Raw genomic sequence first — 15704 nt, forward strand, 5'->3', positions numbered from 1 at the left:
TCACCACCCGGGGGCCTGCAGCTGATCCGCACCGCCTGACCGCTTGCTACACCCGTTATGGGAGGTCGTGGCCGCCGTAGGCGGGGTCGATCTCCTCGGGCTCGACGCCGAACAGCTCGGCGACCTGCTCGGTGACGATGTCGCCGACGAGGACGCGCAGCTTGGCGGGGTCGGTGGCGCGGGTCTCGACCGGGCGGCGGAACACGACGACGCGGGCCGGCAGCGCGCCGGTGCCGGCGTAGGCGCGGGCCAGCGGCACCCAGCTGCGGTCCCAGTCGTCGAGCGCGGGGACGTCCTCGACGGCGAACTCGACCTTCGCCAGCTGGTCCTGCCAGCGCCGGTCGAGCCGCTCGACGGCGGCGATGACGAGGTCGTCGAAGCGCTGCGCCCGCGACACCGAGAGCGGGGAGTCGGACGGCGCCAGCGGGCCGCGCATGCCCCGGCCGTGGCGGTCTCGGCGGATCCGCGGCAGGCTCACCCCGGACGGGGTCTCGGGTCCGGGCACACGGCGGCTCATTCTGGGCAGACTAGCCGTGTTTGGCGTGCCGTGCCCGGACGACACCGCCCAGACGCTAGCCTTCCCCTGTGAGTCCGATGCGTCGCTGTTCTCGATCAGCCTGTCCGCGGACTGCTGTCGCGACGCTGACCTACGTCTACGCCGACTCCACCGCCGTCCTGGGCCCGCTGGCCACCTACGCCGAACCGCACAGCTACGACCTCTGCTCCGAGCACTCCGAGCGGCTGGTCGCGCCGCGCGGCTGGGAGGTCATCCGGCTGGCGCCGGACCCCGCGGCGCTCGGCCCCAGCAACGACGACCTGCTCGCGCTCGCCGACGCCGTCCGCGAGGCCGGCCGGCGGCCCGAGCCGGCGCCCGCGCCGCCGATGGCCGGCGAGGGCGGCAGCGGCGCGCGTCGCGGGCACCTGCGCGCACTGCCCGACCCCGACGCCTGATCCGCCTCCTGCCTCCGGGGCGGCGGCCGGAGAGGTAGGGTCGCTGCGTGCGCGATCTGGTCCCGATCCTCAAGGCCTACGACATCCGCGGCGTGGTGCCCGACGAGCTGGACGACGAGACGGTGCGGGCCATCGGCTGGGCCGCGGCGCACGTGCTGGCCGACGGCCGCGGCGCGCTGGTCGTGGGGCACGACATGCGGCCCACGTCGCCGGGGCTCGCCGAGGCGTTCGCCGACGGCGCCACCGCGGCCGGCGTCGACGTCGTCATGGCCGGGCTGACCAGCACCGACCAGCTGTACTACGCCAGCGGCGCGCTCGGCCTGCCCGGCGCGATGTTCACCGCCAGCCACAACCCGGCCCGCTACAACGGCATCAAGCTGTGCCGTGCCGGCGCCGCCCCCGTCGGCTACGACACCGGGCTGGCCGAGATCAAGGCGCTCATCGACGGCGGTGTCGACACCCCGGTGGCGGCGCGCGGCCGGGTCTCGCGCCGCGACACGCTGGCCGACTACGCCGCCCACCTGCACGGGCTCGTCCCGCTCGGCGGCGGCCGCCCGCTCACCGTCGTCGTCGACGCGGGCAACGGCATGGCGGGGCACACCGTCCCGGCCGTCCTCGACCTGCCGGACCTCACGGTCGTGCCGCTGTACTTCGAGCTGGACGGCACGTTCCCGAACCACGAGGCGAACCCGATCGACCCCGCGAACCTCGTCGACCTGCAGGCCGCCGTCCGCGAGCACGGCGCCGACCTCGGGCTGGCCTTCGACGGCGACGCCGACCGCTGCTTCGTCGTCGACGAGCGGGGCGAGCCGGTGTCGCCGTCGGCGCTGACGGCGCTGATCGCGGTGCGCGAGCTGGCGCGCGCGCCGGGCTCGTCCGTCGTGCACAACCTCATCACCTCGAAGGCCGTGCCCGAGATCGTCGCCGAGCACGGCGGCACCCCGGTGCGCACCCGCGTCGGCCACTCGCTGATCAAGCAGACGATGGCCGAGTCCGGCGCCGTCTTCGGCGGCGAGCACTCCGGCCACTTCTACTTCCGCGACTTCTGGCGGGCCGACTCCGGCATGCTGGCCGCGCTGCACACGCTGGCCGCGCTGCGCGCCGGGTCCGCACCGCTGTCGCAGCTGCTCGCGCCGTACGAGCGCTACGTCGCGTCCGGCGAGATCAACAGCACGGTCGACGACGCCGGCGCGGTCACCGCGCGGGTCGAGGAGGCGTTCGGCAAGGCGCCCGACGTCACCACCGACCACCTCGACGGCCTCACCGTCGAGTTCACCGGCACCCCGATGTGGTGGTTCAACCTGCGCCCGTCCAACACCGAGCCGCTGCTGCGGCTCAACGTCGAGGGCGCCGACCGCGCCGTCATGGAACGGGTGCGCGACGACGTCCTGCGGGTGGTCCGCGGGTCAGAGGAGGGGGCCGCGTGAGGCTCGATCCGACGCTGCTGCAGGTCATCGCCTGCCCGGTCTGTCACAGTGCGCTGGAGCCCGACGACGCGGCCGGCGAGTTGCTGTGCACCGGCTGCCCGCGCGCGTACCCGGTGCGCGACGACATCCCCGTGCTGCTGGCCGACCAGGCCCGCAGCCGTCCGGCGGAGTAGCCGGCGGTGTTCTTCGACGGCTCGCTCGACGACCCGGACGCGTTGAGCGTCATCGACCCGGTCCTGCGCGACATCGCCGGCTGGGGCGCCCAGGTCCGCCTCGCCGACGTCGCGTCCGCCGACGCGCTGGCCGCGCTGGCGCCGGGTGACCGGCCGCGGGCCGTCGTCGCGGGCGGCGCCGACGGCCGGCTGTTCCGGGCCGTGCTCGAACCGGTCTGCCCGGTCCCGTTCGTCGCCTGGCCGCACCGCGGCCTGCCCGGCTGGGCCGGCCCGCTCGACCTCGTCGTCGTGGTGTGCCGCTCCGGCCAGGGCGAGGACGAGATCTCCGCCGTCGCCGAGGCCCGCCGCCGCGGCTGCGCCCTGCTCGTCGCCGCGCCCTCGGACTCGCCGATGGCCGCGGCCGCCGCCGGTCGCGGCACGACGTTCCTGCCGGCCGGCAGCGCCGACCCCACCGCGCTGGCCGTCCCTGTCCTGCGCGCCCTGCACGTCATGGGCCTCGGCCCGCAGGTGGAGTCCGAGCCGGTCGCCGCCGCCCTCGACGACGTCGCGGAGCGGTGCGGCCCGAGCGTCCCCGCCGACGTCAACCCGGCCAAGGAGCTCGCCCTCGGCATCGCCGACGACGTCCCCGTCGTGTGGGGCGGGTCGGTGCTGGCCGCCCGGGCCGCCCGGCGAGTGGCCGAAGCGCTGCGCTCGGCCAGCGGCCGGCCCGCGCTGTCGGGCGAGGCCGACCAACTGGCGCCGATCTTGGAGGGCGCACCCGAGCCGGACCTGTTCGCCGACCCGTTCGAGGACGGCGGCTCCTCGGCGCCCCGCCCCGCCCTGATCATCCTCGACGACGGCGCCGACAGCCCGGCCGCAGTCGCCGGCCGGGCCCGGCTGGACGCCGCCGCCGGGAACGGGTCGGTGCGGGTCCAGGAGGTCCGTGCCACCGAAGGGCCCGACATCGGCCGGTTCGCGGCGCTGCTGGCCACCGGCCGGTTCGCGGCTGCCTACCTGGCCCTCGGTCTCGGCCGCCCGGCCTGACGGTCAGCGCAGCAACCGGACCTCGGCCCCGACGTCGAGACCGGACCAGGCCTGATCAGCGGTGAGCGCGGGCGCCTGGAGACGTCCGGCCAGAGCGAGGCAGCAACGATCGCCGAGCGACAGCCCGGCCGGACGCGTGGCCGGGTACAGCTTCGCGGCGCGCATCGCGTCGTCGCGCGTCAACGGCTCGACCGTCACGCCGAGGACGGTCAGCAGGGTGCCCTGCCGGTCCGCGTCGCCGCCGTGAAAGGCGATCTTCTGCATCGTCTCGGACCAGTTGGCCGCGCTGATCCGTCGAGCATGATCACCGGCCGTCCATCTCTCCAGCATGCCTGACTTTGCGAGTGGGCGTCACGTCTCGGCCCGGCGGGCGGGTCAACTAGGCTCTCGGCTCGTGGCCGTGCTTCTGGACAACCCCGTGCGTTCCTATGCGTGGGGTTCGCCCACCGTCATCCCCGAGCTCCTCGGCCGGGCGCCGTCCGGGCAGCCGGAGGCGGAGCTGTGGGTCGGTGCGCACCCCGGGTCCCCGTCGACGGTGGTGGGCGACGGGCGGCCGCTGTCGGCGCTGATCGAGGCCGACCCGGCCGCGACACTCGGCGCGGCGGTCGTCGGACGGTTCGGGCCGCGGCTGCCGTTCCTGCTGAAGGTGCTGGCGGTCGAGCGGCCGCTGTCGATCCAGGTGCACCCGACCATCGAGCAGGCGGCCGAGGGCTACGACGCCGAGGACGCGGCGGGCCTGGCGCTCGACGACCCGCGCCGCTCGTACCACGACCGCAACCACAAGCCCGAGATGGCGGTCGCCGTCACCCCGTTCGACGCGCTGGTCGGCTTCGACGACCCCGCCGCGGTCGCCGCGTCGCTGGAGCAGTGCGAGCACACCGACCTCGTCGGCGCCGCCGCCGTCCTGCGCGAGAGCGACGGGCTGGAGCGGCTGGTCCGCCGCTGGCTCACCCTCGACGACGCCGCGGCCGCGCAGATCGTCACGGCCCTGACGGCGGAGGCGTCGGCCCGGCGCGACGACCCGCGGTTCGCGCTGGTGCACCGGCTCGCCGAGGTGTACCCGCACGACCGCGGCCTGCTGCTGGCGCTGCTGCTGCGCCACCACACGCTGGCGCCCGGCGAGGCGGTGTTCGTCCCGGCCGGCGTCCCGCACGCCTACCTGTCCGGCGTCGCCGTCGAGCCGCAGGCCAGCTCCGACAACACGCTGCGCGCCGGGCTCACGCCCAAGCACGTCGACGCGCCCGAGGTGCTGCGGATCCTGCGCTACGAGCCGCACGGCGCCGTCGCGGTGCGGCCGGTCCCGGCCGGTCCCGGCCTGGAGCGCTACCCCGTCGACGGCATCGACGAGCTGGGGCTGAGCCGGGTGCGGCTCACCGCCGGGACCGCCGTGCCGGTGCCCGGGCCGCTGCTGGTGCTCGTCGTCGAGGGGGCGGCGGCGGTCGACGGCGTGACGCTGGCGCGCGGGCGGGCCGCGTTCGTCCCCGCCGCCGAGTCGGGCGCGACACTCACCGGCGACGGCGTGGCGTTCACCCTGACGACGGCGCTCGACCAGGCACGATAGACCTCGACCTCGACACGCACACCGGAGCGAAGGAAACCATGGCCACTGAGGGTGGTACCAAGGCCGTCGTCGCGGCCCTGCTGGCGAACAGCGGCATCGCGATCACCAAGTTCGTCGCGTTCGCGCTCACCGGTGCGTCGTCGATGCTGGCCGAGGCGGTGCACTCCGTCGCCGACGCCGGCAACCAGGTGTTGCTGCTGGTCGGCGGCCGGCGGGCACGGCGCAAGGCGACGCCGGAGCACCCGTTCGGCTACGGCCGGGTGCGCTACGTGTTCGCGTTCATCGTGTCGATCGTGCTGTTCAGCCTCGGTGGCGTGTTCGCCCTGTACGAGGCGTACCACAAGTACGAGGAGGTGCACGCGGGCCACCCGAACGAGCTGCTGGAGAGCAAGTGGTGGTGGGTGCCGATCGTCGTGCTGGTCGCCGCGATCATCATGGAGTCGTTCTCGCTGCGCACCGCGGTCGTCGAGTCCAACCACGTCCGCAAGGGCCGGTCCTGGGTGCAGTTCGTCCGCCGGGCCAAGTCGCCTGAGCTGCCGGTCATCCTGCTCGAGGACATCGGCGCGCTGCTCGGCCTGGTGTTCGCGCTGATCGGCGTCGGCCTGGCCCTGATCACCGACAACGCCTACTGGGACGTCGCCGGCACCGCGGCCATCGGTGTGCTGCTGGTCGTCATCGCGGTGATCCTGGCCATCGAGATGTCCAGCCTGCTGATCGGTGAGGGCGCCGCCGCCGAGAACGTCGAGAAGATCCTCGCCGCGGCCACCGCCTCCGACGACATCGGCCGCGTCATCCACCTGCGCACGCTCTACACCGGCCCGGAGGAGCTGCTGGTCGCGGCGAAGCTGGCGGTCCGGACCGATCAGACGGGCGAGCAGATCGCGGCCGCGATCAACGGTGCCGAGGAGCGCATCAGGGCGGCGCTGCCGGAGGCCCGGCACATCTTCCTCGAACCGGACATCGACCGCGCGGCGGCGCCCACGCCCGAGCCGTCCTAGTCGTCGCGGGGTTCGCGGTCGGCCAGGATCTTGTCGACGGCGTCGGCCTGCTCGGTGTGCCCGGTCTCGCGGTAGCTTCGCTGCGCGTCGAGGAGGTCGGCGCGGGCTTCGGCGGCCCGCTCGCCCTCGGCCGGCCCGCTGCGGCGACCGGTCGCGGTGAGCTCGTCGAGGCGCTTGCGGAACCCGGCCGGTTCGGGCCGCGAGTACTCGACGTCGGCGCCGGGTTCCCGGTAGGCGGCCAGGTCGTCCAGGCTGACGCCGCGAGCCTCCAGCCACGTGAGCGATTCCGGACGCACGCGCTCGGGGTGTCGATGGGGGATGTCGCGCAGGTAGGTGGTCATGCGGTGGCGGCCCCACCGTTCCCGAGGGACGGGGTACGGGTCGCCCGGCGGAGGCTCCGCCCCGAACACGTCGAACCACAGATCACGCAGGTGCTCGTCGGTGGTCCACTGAGTCTCTGACGGGAACGGGCCCACCGACGAGTCGCGAATGTGGGCCGCGAGCTCGTCACGGAAACCGCGCAGGTCGTTGACGTTGCTCTCCAACCAGCCCGGGACAGCGTCGCACGCCTCCACGTAGTACTCCACGAGTTCGCCGCCGCCGTCGCTGAAGACTTCTCGCCATTGCCGAAAGTTCTCGCTGATCTCCATCACAGCTCCGTGTAGCGCATCGTGTTCTTGGTGTCGTCCATGAAGTAGCTGGTGACCAGCCGCCACGGCTGGTTCGGCCGCCTGACGAACATGATCATGCTGCCTGGCCGATCCCCTTGGCCAATCGTGTCGTACTCCCGCACCGCGGGCGGGTCGCCGTGACCGGCCATCGAACCCTCGCGTGCGTCGTCCCACATCGAGGCACCGGCGATGGTGTCGGTTCCGGGCGCGCGCACGGTATGGAGGTCCGCTGTCGTGATGCCGGTGTCACTCGGGTGCAGGAAGAGTTTCACCACCGTCTGGCCGTTGGCCTTGCCGTTCAGGTAGCCGTCCAGCGCGGCCTGCGTGCGTCCAGCGGCCTCCAGAAGGGCGATGAGCGGCCTCGCCACGGCATGAGGTGAGGCATAGTTCCCGGCTGCGGTGCCGACGCCGTGTGGGCCGTTGCCATGCTTGCGCCAGGACTCGGCGGAACCGTCCGAGTTCAGCCGCCAGCCGTCCACTCCGGCGGGATCGAGGCGCCATTGGACGCGGGCGATCTGGTGGTCGCGGCGTAGGTGGTGGCCGTGGCGTTCGACGGCGTGGGAGGAGTGGCCGAGGAGCAGGGTGCGGGCGAGGTGCTGCAGCATCGGCGGGAACTGGGCGACGACCTGGTTGATGGCGCGGCGTTGGGCGGCGGCGTCGGGGAGTTGGCGCTGCACCGCAGCGGCGTCGAGGGCGCTGGTCTGGACGCTCGGTGCCGGGACAGGTGGCGGTGCGGGGACGACCGGGGCCGCGCCGGCGCCGTCGGGAGCGGGGCGGAGGAGGGCGTCGATCTCGTCGGCGTGCTGGGTGAGGGTGTGGGCGACCTCGGCGAAGGTGTCTTCGCGGGTGGCGGTCAGGTGGGTGCCGAGGAGGCGGATCTCGTGCGCGGTCCCGAGCAGCGACCGGCGGATCTCGGCCGCGGGCGCAGCCGCAGCGGCGGCTTCCACTGCGCCGGTCGTCGCGTCGATGCGGGCCCGGACGGCGCCGTCGAGGTGTTCGGCGAGGTCGGGGAGGGCGTCGAGGGCGGCGCGCAGGGACTCGGCGGCGTGCCGCACGCCGTCGCCGTCAGCACCGTCGTTCCCCGAGGTCATCCGCCGCCCTGCATCGTGTCGATCTACCCGAACCACGGTAGCGGGTGATCGGCGGCCCCGCCGGAAAGCCGGGGGTAGACTCCAGGTGACCACGCCGGCGCAGGTGATGCCGCGGACCCAGATGGGTCGCGCCGGGTCGGACGATCGTTCGAGGCCGCCTCGTCGTGCCCGCGTCCGACCCCTGACCGCCAGTCCCGCTGGGAGGAGCCGTTCCATGTCTCTTGATTTCAAGGTTGCTGATCTGTCGTTGGCCGATTTCGGTCGTCGTGAGATTCGTTTGGCTGAGCATGAGATGCCGGGTTTGATGGCGATGCGTGCGGAGTTCGGTGAGAGCAGGCCGTTGACCGGCGCGCGTGTCACGGGGTCGTTGCATATGACGGTGCAGACGGCGGTGTTGATCGAGACGTTGACGGTGTTGGGCGCGCAGGTGCGCTGGGCCAGTTGCAACATCTTCTCCACCCAGGACCATGCGGCGGCGGCGGTCGCGGTCGGCCCGACCGGGTCGGTGGGGGCGCCGGCGGGGGTGCCGGTGTTCGCGTGGAAGGGGGAGTCGTTGGAGGAGTACTGGTGGTGCACGGAGCAGGCGTTGTCGTGGCCGGGGCAGGCGGGCCCGAACATGATCCTCGACGATGGTGGTGACGCCACCCTGTTGGTGCACAAGGGGGTGGAGTTCGAGAAGGCCGGCGTCGTCCCGGAGCCTGTCGCCGATGATCCGGAGGAGTGGCGGGTGGTGCTGGGGCTGTTGAAGCGGTCGCTGGCCGAGAGCGACACCCGGTGGACGGTGATGGCGCAGGACGTTCGTGGGGTGACGGAGGAGACGACGACCGGGGTGCACCGGTTGTACGAGATGATGCGTGATGGGGCGTTGTTGTTCCCGGGGATCAACGTGAATGATTCGGTGACGAAGAGCAAGTTCGACAACAAGTACGGGTGTCGGCATTCGTTGATCGATGGGATCAATCGGGCCACGGATGTGTTGATCGGTGGCAAGGTCGCGGTGGTGTGCGGGTATGGCGATGTGGGCAAGGGGTGTGCGGAGTCGTTGCGTGGTCAGGGCGCGCGGGTGGTGGTGACGGAGATCGACCCGATCTGTGCGTTGCAGGCGGCGATGGACGGGTACGAGGTCACCACGTTGGACGAGGCGATCGAGCGGGCCGACATCGTGATCACCGCGACGGGGAACAAGGATGTCCTGACGGTGGATCATCTGGTGCGGGCGAAGCATCAGGCGATCGTGGGGAACATCGGGCATTTCGACAACGAGATCGACATGGCCGGGCTGGCCGCCGTGCCGGGGATCGTGCGGACCGAGGTGAAGCCGCAGGTGCATGAGTGGAGCTTCCCGGATGGGCATACGGTGATCGTGTTGTCCGAGGGTCGGTTGTTGAATCTGGGTAATGCGACCGGGCATCCGTCGTTCGTGATGTCGAACTCGTTCACCAATCAGGTGCTGGCGCAGATCGAGTTGTTCGCGAAGACCGCGGACTATCCGCTGGGTGTGTACACGCTGCCCAAGCATCTGGACGAGCAGGTGGCCCGGCTGCACCTCGACGCGCTCGGGGTGAAGCTGACCGAGCTGACCGAGTCGCAGGCCGACTACCTCGGCATCCCGGTCCAGGGCCCGTACAAGAGCGAGCACTACCGCTACTGAGTCACGCGGGGCGGACGAGGCGCACGTTGCGGGCGTAGACCCGGAAGCCGAGCGCCTCGTACGCCGCCCGCGCCGCCGGGTAACCGTCGTCGCCGCGGGCGCAGACCCGGGCGTCGCGGGCGCCGAGGTCGCGGGCGGCTCGCAACGCGGCCAGTGAGGCCGCCCCGGCCAGCCCGCGCCGGCGGTGGTCGGGCGAGGTGCCGACCGGCTCCAGCACGGCGGCGTCGCCGTCGACCCAGGCGAGCGCCGACGCGGCCGGGGCGCCGTCCGGCGCGACGATCAGCTGGTCCAGCTCGGGCCGGTACGACGGCGCGCGCTGAACGCCGCGGTAGACGGCCTCCGGCATCGTGACGCCGAACGCGACGGAGTGGATGGCGGCCCGCGCGGCCGCGTCGGCCGGCTGCCAGGTGTACCCGTCCGGCAGCGGCGCGGCCGCCGGGAGCCCGTCGAGCGAGCGACGCAGGTGCGCGAAGAACCGGTCGTCGTCGCGGCGCGCGTAGCCGTGCTCGCCCAGTGCGTCGATCAGCTCGGTCTCGGCGTCCAGGACGGTCACCGTGTGGCCGCCGAACCACGCCACGACCTGCTCCGTCAACGCGAGGTGGGACGGGTCGAGCTGGAGGTCCAGGCGGCCCCCGCGGTCCCACGCCCACGCCACCACCCGGCCGCGGTGCCGCCAGTACGCCGTCCGCCACGCCGGGTCCGGGCCGCCGTGCTCGTGCCAGAACCACGCCAGCTCGCCCGGATGCCACCGGCTGGACCAGCTCCACAGCCGCCCGGCGAGGTCGCGCATGGCGGCCAACTGCTCCGGCCCGGCGCCGTCGACCCGCTGATAGGCGCCGGTCACGACGGCGGGGCGAAGCCGCCGTCGGTGCGCGACGGCGGCCGCGGCTGCTCCACCGGTGGCGGCGGTACGAACGGCGGTGGTGGCTGTGGCTGCGGCCGCAGCGCCGGGTCGCCGTAGCGCAGCGCGTCGCGGCGGCGGCGTTCGGCCAGCACGGCGGCGAGGTAGTCCCAGGGCGGCAGCCCAGGCGGAGGCGGCGGGCTGACCAGCGCGGACACCTCGTTGGCGAGGTCGACGGCGAGCCGGGTGCGCACCTCGGGCGCCAGCTGCGGCGCGCGGGCCAGCAGCGACCGCGCGGCCATGGCGAGGCGGTCGGGCAGCCGGGACAGCTCCAGCGACGCGGCCCACGGGGCCAGCCGGGGGTCGAGGACGGGCAGCGGCGCGGCCGTCGACGGGATGCGCTCGCGGACGACGACGGTGCCGGCCAGCACGTCGCCGATGCGCTTGCCGCGCGGGTTGAGCAGCGAGCAGACCATGGCGCCGACGCCGAGCGTCAGCACGAAGTCGGCGAACACCCCGGCCAGCGCGCGGACCAGGGCGTGCCGGAACCGGATCGGGCCGCCGTCGTCGCGGACCACCCGCAGCCCGGCCGCCGCCTTCCCGACCGACTTGCCGCGGGTCAGCGTCTCGACCGTCGTCGGGATGACGACCAGCAGGAACACCGTCCCGCCGATGATGAGCGCGGCCGCCAGAGCTTCGTCGACGCCGGGCGCGATCTGGCCGAGCAGGAGCAGCAGTACGAACCCCACCACTGCGAGGATGAGGGCGTCGAGCAGCAGTGCGAGCGCACGCGAGGGCAGCTTGGCCAGCCGCAGCTCGAGGGGGACGGCCTCGCCGGTCACCAGGTCGCTCACCCGGCCAGTCTGCCGTAGCCGGGCCCGCTGTCCGAAACGCGACATGTCGCAACCCCGGCACCCGCCGCCCGCTGACAACGGCGGCCGCGCCCGCCACGGTGGCTTTCATGCCGAATCGGTTCATATCGCTCCCCGTGCTGGTGAGTGCGGTCCTGCTGACGGCGACGGTCGCGGGTCCCGCCCCGGCCGCCGCACCCACCGCGCCCGCCACGGCCACCGCCCCGGGCACGGTCACGCTGGTCACCGGCGACGTCGTCCACGTGACGGAGGTCGCGGACGGCCGCCGGTCCGTGCGCGTCGACCCCGCGCCGGGCCGCGAGGACATCACCGTCCACCAGCTCGAGGTCGACGGCCGGTCGCTGGTGATCCCGTCCGACGCGGTCGAGCTGCTGGCCGCCGGCCGTCTGGACCGCGCGCTGTTCGACGTCGGCGCGCTGATCGAGCAGGGGCACACCACGTCGCTGCCGCTCATCGCCACCGGCGCCGGAAGCGCGGGGATCGCCGCGACGCCGGCGGGCGCCCAGGCCGGGCCGGAGCTGGCGAGCATCGGCGGCCGGGCGCTGGAGGTCGCGGCGGACGACGCGGCCGGCTTCTGGGCCGCGCTCACGGGCCCGTCCGCGACGTCGCTGGCCGGTGGCATCGACACGCTCTGGCTCGACGCCCGGGTCGCGGCGACGCTGGACCACAGCGTCCCGCAGATCGGCGCGCCGGCCGCGTGGGAGGCCGGGCTGGACGGCGCCGGCGTCACCGTCGCGGTCCTCGACACCGGCGTCGACGCGGAGCACCCGGACCTCGCCGGGCAGGTCGCCGCGGCCGCCGACTTCACCGGCAGCCCGTCGACGGACGACCTGTTCGGCCACGGCACCCACGTCGCCGCGACGATCGCCGGCACCGGTGACGGCGGCAGCCCGAGCCGGCCCGGTGTGGCGCCAGGCGCACGGATCCTGTCAGGCAAGGTGCTCGGCGACGACGGCTTCGGCGACAGCTCCAGCGTCATCGCCGGCATGGAGTGGGCGGTCGCGCAGGGCGCCGACGTCGTGAACCTGAGCCTCGGCGGCGGCCCGTCCGACGGCACCGACCCGCTCAGCCTGGCCGTGAACCGGCTCAGTGCCGAGAGCGACACCCTGTTCGTCGTCTCGGCCGGCAACGACGGCCCGGGCGCGGTCTCCATCGGCAGCCCGGGCAGCGCCGACGCCGCGCTGACCGTCGGCGCCGTCGGCCGGGACGAGTCGCTGGCCGAGTTCTCCAGCCGCGGCCCGCGCCTCGGCGACCAGGCCGTCAAGCCCGACATCACCGCGCCCGGCGTCGGCATCGTCGCCGCGCGGGCCGCCGGCACGACGCTGGGCTCGCCGGTCGACGCGCTCTACACCGCCGCCAGCGGCACGTCGATGGCCGCGCCGCACGTCGCCGGTGCCGCCGCCCTGCTGGCCCAGCAGCACCCGGACTGGACCGGCGAGCAGCTCGAGGACGCGCTGGTCAGCACCGCCCGGCCGAACCCGGACCTGTCACCTGACGAGCAGGGCGCCGGCCGCGTCGATCTCGCCCGGGCGGTCGCCCAGCCGGTCGTCGGCACCGGCGGACTGGCCCTCGGCACGTACGCCGACGGCGACACCACGCCCGTCGCCCACGACGTCACCTACACCAACACCTCCGCCGCGCCGGTCGTGCTGACCGTGGATCTCACGCTCGCCGGCCGCGACGGGGCGCCGCCCGCCCCTGACGCCGTCGTCCCCGGCGCCGAGGCGGTGACGGTCCCGGCCGGCGGGTCCGCCACGGTCGCCCTCACCGTGGATCCCGCCGCGCTGGGCCGGGGCCGCTACACCGGCCGGCTGGTGGCCGCGTCGGCGGACGGCACGACGACCGTGGCGACGACGCTGTGGCTGGTCAAGAGCGCGCCGGTGCACGACGTGACGATCAGCGCCGTCGACCGGGAGGGTCGGCCGGCGTATGCGTCGCCGGTGTTCCTGCACGGCGCCGACCCGCGCTACGACACCATCACGCTGCTGCCCACCGGCGACCCGAGGACGCTGCGTCTGGGCGAGGGCGACTACGTTCTGCACGCGCTCATCCCCAGCGAGGTGGACGGCGAGGAGGCGGTGTTCCTGGTGGTCGACCCGGACCTCGAGGTCGACGGCGACACCGAGGTCGTGCTGGACGCGCGGGAGACGCGGCAGGTGGAGATCCGTACCCCGAAGCCGGCCGAGCAGCGCGGCATCTGGGGCTTCTACACGCACCGCGAGGTCGACGGGCGCGCCGTCGTCCACGGGACGATGGAGTTCGACTCCGTCCGGTCCCTCTGGGTCACGCCGACGGACGAGGCGACCGGCGGCACGTTCGAGTTCATGTCGCGCTGGCAGCTGGTCGCACCGGCGTTCACCGCGACGGCCGTCGGCGGCGCGCGGCTCTCGGCCACGCCGCAGCCGCTGAACCAGTCGCCGCTGTTCGACGGACGCCGCACGCTGGAGGCCGTCGCGGCCGGTGGCGGCGGTGCGGACGACTATGCCGGCTTGGACGTGCGCGGGAAGGCCGTCGTCGTGGCACCGCCCGGCGAGCCCGACGCCGACACGCTGGCGGCTGCCGCGGCCGCGGCGGGTGCGGCGATGCTGCTGGTCATCGCGCCGGACGGCGGTGACTGGCCGCAGTTCTGGCGCCCCGACGGCGACCGGCTGCCGCTGCCCGCGGCGACGTTCTCGCCGGCCGAGGCGCGCGCCGTCGCCGAGCGGTTGGAGGACGGCCCGTTCCGGCTGCGCGTCGACGGCGTCGCCGTCAGCCCGTACCTCTACGACGTCATGCAGGTCTCGTCCGGCCACGTCCCCGACCCCATCGTGCACACCGTCAGCACCGCGAACAGTGCCGTCGTCACCGCCGCCTACCACCAGAGCGGCGACGGGACGTGGGCGAAGGAGCAGCGCTACGGCTGGCGGCCCTGGCAGGCCGAGACGATCATCGAACAGCAGCGCTACGTCGGCACCGGACGGCAGCGGGAGGAGTACGTGTCGGCCGGCGACACCGTCTGGCGCCAGCACGTGCTGCACTACCTCAGCCGCGACGACATGAACCCGGTGACGTCCGGCCTCAGCCACGACCTGCGCACGTACGCCGCGGGGGAGCGGTCGCGGGAGACCTGGTTCGCGCCGGTGGTCCGCCCGGCCGCCCCCGCCGGCGCCGCGCCGTCGCGGACCGGCGACACGCTCGCGCTGCACATCGCCGAGTTCGCCGACGCCACGCACACCGGCCGGCCCGAGCCGTACCTGTTCGAGGAGCCGGACCTGGTCGAGGCGCGGCTCTACGAGGACGACCGGCTGATCGCTGAGACCGGCGCCGTCTGGGGCGCGTTCCCGGTGACCGGCGCGTCCGGACGGTACCGGCTGGAGCTCGGCACCGAGCGGCGCCGGCCGGACTGGCGGTTCGCGCCGCGCACCGACACCGCCTGGACGTTCCGGTCCGAGCGTCCGGCGGCCGGGGCCGGCGCGGTGTTGCCGTTGCTGCAGGTGGACTACGAGGTGCCGGCCGGCCTGGACAACCGGGTCCCGGCCCGGCCGCCCGCGCGGCTCGCCTTCACCGTCCGGCACCCCGACGGGCTGGCGGACCCGCCGCGGATCGTGCGGATGCGCGCCTGGGTCTCCTACGACGACGGCGGCCGCTGGACGCCGCTCGCTGTCCGGCGCGACGGCGACGGTGGTGGCGGCGGTGGCGGCGGCGTCCGGTGGACGGCGGAGGAGCGCGGCCGCGGCGGCGAGTACGTGTCGCTGCGGGTCGAGGCCGCCGACGCCGACGGCAACACCGTCACCCAGACCGTGGAGCGCGCCTACGGCCGGCGATGACGTGATGCGCCGCGCGGCGCGTCGGCGCGGTACTCCGTGCTCGTCGACGAGCGGCCGCGCGACGCCGCCGCCGGCTGACCGGGCTGGACGCTTTGCAGTGAGCACCCATACGCACCACCCCGCTGGTGGTGCGTATGGGCGTTGGGCCCACCCCTCCCGGCCGGGTGGGCCACCGACTCTACGGGCGCGCACCGACAACGTCCGCGGTTACGGCTGCGGCTGCGGCCGGCGGTGACGGGGCACGAACATGGCGGCTGACGAGCGGGGCGGCCGTCGGCGGCCGGGCACGAGATCGAGCGGGTGCGGCGCAACGAGTGCGGGCGGGGCGGCCGGCGTGGTGACGGGCGCGAGGCGACGCGGCGTGGGCCCGCCCCTCCCGGCCGGGTGGGCCACCGACTCTACGGGCGCGCACTGACAACGTCCGCGGCTTCGGCTGCGGCTGCGGCCGGCGGTGACGGGGCACGAACATGGCGGCTGACGGGCGGGGCGGCCGGCGGTGGCCGGGCACGAGCATGGCGGGTGCGGCGCCTCGAGTGCGGGCGGGGCGGCCGGCGTGGCGACGGGCGCGAGGCGACGCGGCGTGGGCACACCCCTCCCGGCCGGGTGGGCCACCGACTCTACGGGCGCCCACCGACAACC

14 protein-coding genes are annotated in these 15704 nt (G+C 74.3%); 8 read left to right on the forward strand and 6 right to left on the reverse strand.

Annotated elements, in window-relative coordinates; translation table 11 throughout:
* Positions 1-55 precede the first annotated feature (55 nt).
* On the reverse strand, positions 56-517 hold the full coding sequence (locus tag BLV02_RS03895) for a metallopeptidase family protein (protein WP_069110409.1): 462 nt from the start codon (positions 515-517) through the stop codon (positions 56-58).
* Between the two features lie 68 nt (positions 518-585).
* Between BLV02_RS03895 and BLV02_RS03900 the strand changes: the two genes are divergently transcribed.
* Genes BLV02_RS03900 through BLV02_RS03915 form a run of 4 tightly spaced genes read left to right on the forward strand, consistent with a single transcriptional unit; the run spans position 586 to position 3574 of the window.
* Positions 586-951 carry a DUF3499 family protein gene (locus tag BLV02_RS03900; RefSeq protein ID WP_069110408.1) on the forward strand — a complete coding sequence of 122 codons (366 nt, stop codon included), beginning with the start codon at positions 586-588 and terminating at the stop codon, positions 949-951.
* A gap of 47 nt (positions 952-998) precedes the next feature.
* Positions 999-2378, forward strand: coding sequence for a phosphomannomutase/phosphoglucomutase (locus tag BLV02_RS03905; RefSeq protein ID WP_069110407.1), 1380 nt, complete (start codon positions 999-1001; stop codon positions 2376-2378).
* The gene (locus tag BLV02_RS34890; RefSeq protein WP_083288437.1) at positions 2375-2551 is read left to right on the forward strand and encodes a Trm112 family protein; all 177 of its coding nucleotides are present in this window, start codon (positions 2375-2377) and stop codon (positions 2549-2551) included. The genes BLV02_RS03905 and BLV02_RS34890 overlap by 4 nt, the downstream gene beginning before the upstream one ends.
* A gap of 6 nt (positions 2552-2557) precedes the next feature.
* Positions 2558-3574, forward strand: a complete 1017-nt coding sequence (locus tag BLV02_RS03915) for an SIS domain-containing protein (RefSeq protein WP_069110406.1) — start codon at positions 2558-2560, stop codon at positions 3572-3574.
* A 3-nt stretch (positions 3575-3577) separates the two neighbouring features.
* On the opposite strand, the gene BLV02_RS03920 is transcribed toward BLV02_RS03915, so the two are convergent.
* Positions 3578-3904: a type II toxin-antitoxin system VapC family toxin gene (locus BLV02_RS03920; RefSeq protein WP_141711475.1), complete on the reverse strand. Its 327-nt coding sequence runs from the start codon at positions 3902-3904 to the stop codon at positions 3578-3580.
* A 64-nt stretch (positions 3905-3968) separates the two neighbouring features.
* On the opposite strand from BLV02_RS03920, the gene manA reads away from it, so the two are divergent.
* Both manA and BLV02_RS03930 read left to right on the forward strand, forming a co-directional pair.
* Entirely contained in the window at positions 3969-5135 is a 1167-nt protein-coding gene (manA, locus tag BLV02_RS03925) for a mannose-6-phosphate isomerase, class I (protein ID WP_216094090.1), read from the forward strand.
* Positions 5136-5173: 38 nt separating this feature from the next.
* Entirely contained in the window at positions 5174-6133 is a 960-nt protein-coding gene (locus BLV02_RS03930) for a cation diffusion facilitator family transporter (RefSeq protein WP_069110404.1), read from the forward strand.
* Here the strand turns inward: BLV02_RS03930 and BLV02_RS03935 are convergent.
* Positions 6130-6783 carry a hypothetical protein gene (locus BLV02_RS03935; protein WP_069110403.1) on the reverse strand — a complete coding sequence of 218 codons (654 nt, stop codon included), beginning with the start codon at positions 6781-6783 and terminating at the stop codon, positions 6130-6132. The two genes, BLV02_RS03930 and BLV02_RS03935, sit on opposite strands and share 4 nt — an antisense overlap.
* The gene (locus tag BLV02_RS03940) at positions 6783-7895 is read right to left on the reverse strand and encodes a hypothetical protein (RefSeq protein ID WP_069110402.1); all 1113 of its coding nucleotides are present in this window, start codon (positions 7893-7895) and stop codon (positions 6783-6785) included. Before BLV02_RS03940 ends, BLV02_RS03935 begins: the two co-directional genes overlap by 1 nt.
* A 214-nt stretch (positions 7896-8109) precedes the next feature.
* On the opposite strand from BLV02_RS03940, the gene ahcY reads away from it, so the two are divergent.
* On the forward strand, positions 8110-9546 hold the full coding sequence (ahcY, locus tag BLV02_RS03945; protein ID WP_074946137.1) for an adenosylhomocysteinase: 1437 nt from the start codon (positions 8110-8112) through the stop codon (positions 9544-9546).
* A 1-nt stretch (position 9547) separates the two neighbouring features.
* On the opposite strand, the gene BLV02_RS03950 is transcribed toward ahcY, so the two are convergent.
* Both BLV02_RS03950 and BLV02_RS03955 read right to left on the reverse strand, forming a co-directional pair.
* Positions 9548-10390: a GNAT family N-acetyltransferase gene (locus BLV02_RS03950; RefSeq protein WP_083288435.1), complete on the reverse strand. Its 843-nt coding sequence runs from the start codon at positions 10388-10390 to the stop codon at positions 9548-9550.
* Positions 10387-11241, reverse strand: coding sequence for an RDD family protein (locus BLV02_RS03955; RefSeq protein WP_216094088.1), 855 nt, complete (start codon positions 11239-11241; stop codon positions 10387-10389). Before BLV02_RS03955 ends, BLV02_RS03950 begins: the two co-directional genes overlap by 4 nt.
* Before the next feature lie 107 nt (positions 11242-11348).
* Here BLV02_RS03955 and BLV02_RS03960 point away from each other — a divergent pair, with 107 nt between their 5' ends.
* Entirely contained in the window at positions 11349-15065 is a 3717-nt protein-coding gene (locus tag BLV02_RS03960; RefSeq protein ID WP_069110399.1) for a S8 family peptidase, read from the forward strand.
* Positions 15066-15704: the final 639 nt, after the last annotated feature.

It is taken from the genome of Jiangella alba (assembly GCF_900106035.1).
Classification (GTDB): domain Bacteria; phylum Actinomycetota; class Actinomycetes; order Jiangellales; family Jiangellaceae; genus Jiangella; species Jiangella alba.